Origin of the sequence: Halomonas sp. Ps84H-12 (assembly GCF_024124725.1) — a bacterium.
In the GTDB taxonomy this organism is placed as follows: domain Bacteria; phylum Pseudomonadota; class Gammaproteobacteria; order Pseudomonadales; family Halomonadaceae; genus Vreelandella; species Vreelandella aquamarina.
In genome coordinates this window covers 1-3324 of record NZ_JAMXSJ010000076.1, presented here as the reverse complement: position 1 = coordinate 3324, position 3324 = coordinate 1, and the positions used below count along the sequence as shown (strand labels likewise).

Sequence of the window (3324 nt, the reverse complement as noted above, 5' to 3'; positions counted from 1 at the left end):
GATGGCGCAAGCATTGTTGCAGTGGCACCGAACTAACCTCGGCTAGAAAGGCGGTGTCCGGCTGCTTCTTTAACTGTGTTAGGAACGCGCTGGCATCGTTATAGCCGATCTTTTCCTGACGCTGATAGAACGCGTCGGTGCGATAGCGCAGCACCGCGTTCCAGACAAACCGCACGCACCCAAACGTTCGCGCCAGCAAGGCTGCTTGCTCAGGCGTGGGATAGAGGCGGTATTGGTAGGCGCGTTCGGCTTTCATGATTTACACTTTAGACGAAATATTGTAAGGATGCAAAACACAAGGCGTCCTGGCGGACGCCGCGCTATCCATCCTCGCACCAAAAGTACGAGGTTTTCCGCGCAAACTGATAAAGCTGGGTGCCGCGCACCCAGCTTTATTTCCCTACCCGGCCTTTACGACACAATTCTCCTTCTTGCACGATAACTCCCCCATAGCACCGCTAACCAAAACGCATAGAAAGTAGCGCCGCTGTTATGGGCCAAAAAAGTTTGCGATAAACCAAAATCAATAAATGCCACCGGTAACAGCGTGCCCGCTACCGCCAATGAGCGAGTGGGCAAATCAGGGTGCGATAAGCTAGGGGCAAACATCCTCATCGGGATCATATAAAGCATGAGCAGCACGGCCAGGCCTACCAGCCCTCGTTTGGCAAAGGCATCGATAAACTCGTTATGGGCATGGCCAAACTCCGCCGCCACGGGGGAGATAACACCTTGCTCGCCTAGCTCCCCCAAAGCCTCACGATAGCCAGCCTCGCCCCAGCCCAGCAGTGGCCGCTCGGCAATTAACTGAGCAGCCCCGCGCCACATTTCAAAACGCAAGCCCAGCGATGTATCAGTTTCAGTACCGGATACATAGTGGCTAATATCGCTAACAGCAGCCTCAACCCGCTGCTGAACTCCCGTTTGCGGCAGCAAATAGACTGTTGCAACTAAGGCAAGCGCCGCCCCTACCGCTCCTGCTTTTATCGCCATCGGTAACTGGCGGCCATAGCCACGGTAAAGTATATACGCGACCACCGGCAGCCCCACCCAGCCGCCACGGCTGCCGGACATTAACGAGCCCAGCATCCCCAGCAAAGCCCCCAGCAGTAGCAAGGCAACCCACGCATGACGTTGGCGCTGAACCACCGCCCAGCCCAAGCCTGCAAAGCACAGCACGCCCATTAGCATGCTTAAATTGCCAAACTGGATCGCGTGCAGAAAGCCACTCGCCCGCGCAACGCCCTCTACGAGCTTCAACCACAGCGCCAAACTTCCGGCGCCAATAGCGCCTAGCGCCACCCCACCCCATAGCCAGCTTAAACGCGGCGGGTAGCGCAATATCAGCAGCAGCACCGGGATGGCCAATAAAAAGCGCAGCGGCCTATCAAAACCACGAGAACCAAGCTCAACCGCCGACATAACGCCCACCACCAGGCCGTAGGCCACTAACGCTACGATGATCCAGCGGTCTTGGGGGAGCAGCACAAAGGAGGAGCACTTAAAGCGTTTAAATAGCAGGGCAGTGCTCGCCAGCAGGAGCAGTACAGGGCCAATCGAGTAACCGGAAGGCACCACCAGCGCCAGCGCGCCCATCAAAAACACAGCGAGACTGGTAACGTGAGACAACGGCTCAGAACGGAGAACATAGGGGCTTAACATACAGGTCACTAACCTAACCAGCGTCATAAAGCCGCTGATAGTAGCATAGCCCCAACCTAGCTACTCTGGCTGATTCACCGGTAACGTTACCTTCAGCGCCTTACCGTGCTTAGCGGCTAACGATTCAAGCGCCACTTTTAGCGCCCTTCTGGCCTCGGCATCCCCGTGTACCAAATGGATGCTACGGGGCCAGTGGCGCATCTGCTTAACAAAGCCCAATAACCCCGCTTGATCCGCGTGGGCAGAGTAGCCACTGATGGTGGTCACCCCCGCTTTAATGTCATAACGCTCGCCATCCAACATCACCCAGCCGCCCTGGGGGCCATAGCGCTGAATATCCCGCCCTGGCGTGCCAGCGCCTTGGTAACCGACAAACAGCACCTGATGGCGCGCATCACCCAGCATAGCTTTTAAATAGCTCACCACCCGCCCACCGGCACACATGCCGCTAGCAGCAATCACCACCGCAGGCCGCCCGCTTTCGGCTAAATAGCGCACCGTTTGCTCATGGGTTGCGTGGCTATCCACTGTGTAGAGCGATGCAAAGCTCAGCGGATGACGGCCAGCGCGAACTCGGGTTTGCGCCTCGCTGTCCCAAAACGGCTTGAGGTCTCGGTACACCTGGGTAAAGCGCGCCGCCAGCGGCGAATCGACAATAATTTCTAACGACTTCCACAGTGACTGCTTATCCGCACGGTGAATAATACCCTCAAGCTCATATAGCAACTCTTGGGTACGGCCAATGCTAAACGCTGGCACAATTACCGTGCCGTTATTATGGAGCGCGCGCTCAATGGCCTGTTTTAGCTTAGCGGCTCTATCCAAGCGGCCTTCGTGCAGGCGATTGCCATAGGTAGATTCCAACACCAGCACATCCGCTTTAGCAGGGGCTTTTGGTGCTGGCAGCAAGGGAGAGTTGGCAGCACCCAAATCACCTGAAAACACCACCCGCTGCCGCCGCTTGTTGAGAGGGTCGCGCAAGGCAACCTCCACATAGCTGGAGCCTAAAATATGCCCCGCGCGCTGGAGCTTCATGTTCACATGGCAAGTAGGTGTTGATGTGACGTTATGCCATTTACCAAACGCTAATGGCACTAGCTGCTGTTCCACCCGCTGCAAAAACTGCTCAATTAACCGAGCATCGCGGGTAAAGCCAATCTTTAAGGCGTCTTCGATGACCAGCGGCAGCAGCTTGGCCGATGGCTTGGAGCAGAAAATCGGCCCCGCAAACCCGGCGGCCAACAAATAAGGCAAGCGCCCAACGTGGTCGATATGCACATGGGTAATCACTAACGCATCGATAGTTTTAATATCAAAATCGATGGTTAACTGCTTAAACTCATCCTGCTCGGCATCTTCACCCTGGAAAAGGCCGCAATCAATTAACAGCGAATGGTGATCACCATAAAGGAGTTGATGACAACTACCTGTTACGCCGCTAGCGCCTCCGCGGTGAACAAGCCGAGAAAGAGGTTCTAAAGAAGCAGCTAACGACATGTTTAGCACCTTATTACCGAACAGGATACTCTTGACACCCTCCCCTCCCTCAGCTTGCGCTGCCGCCTTGCGGCGGAAAGGAAGGGGATTCCCAGGTCGTTACCTTCCTGGTTCCTGCTTCGATGTTCGTTGCCTTCAATGCCTTGGCACTGCCGGTCTTACACA

Annotated in this window: 3 protein-coding genes; all 3 read right to left on the bottom strand. The window is 55.7% G+C overall.

The window, feature by feature from the left end; translation table 11 throughout:
* Nucleotides 1–256 (bottom strand): helix-turn-helix domain-containing protein (locus NH344_RS17985; protein WP_253028275.1); only part of this gene is annotated, 256 nt, incomplete at its 3' end.
* Nucleotides 257–411: 155 nt separating this feature from the next.
* The gene (locus tag NH344_RS17980; RefSeq protein ID WP_253028274.1) at nt 412–1629 is read right to left on the bottom strand and encodes an O-antigen ligase family protein; all 1218 of its coding nucleotides are present in this window, start codon (nt 1627–1629) and stop codon (nt 412–414) included.
* 93 nt (nt 1630–1722) lie between these two features.
* Nucleotides 1723–3159, bottom strand: a complete 1437-nt coding sequence (locus tag NH344_RS17975; RefSeq protein WP_253028273.1) for an MBL fold metallo-hydrolase — start codon at nt 3157–3159, stop codon at nt 1723–1725.
* Nucleotides 3160–3324: the final 165 nt, after the last annotated feature.

Bases quoted from the DNA above. Each gene is read 5' to 3' on its own strand.
- NH344_RS17975 (WP_253028273.1), bottom strand. From the start codon at position 3,159: ATGTCGTTAGCTGCTTCTTTAGAACCTCTTTCTCGGCTTGTTCACCGC.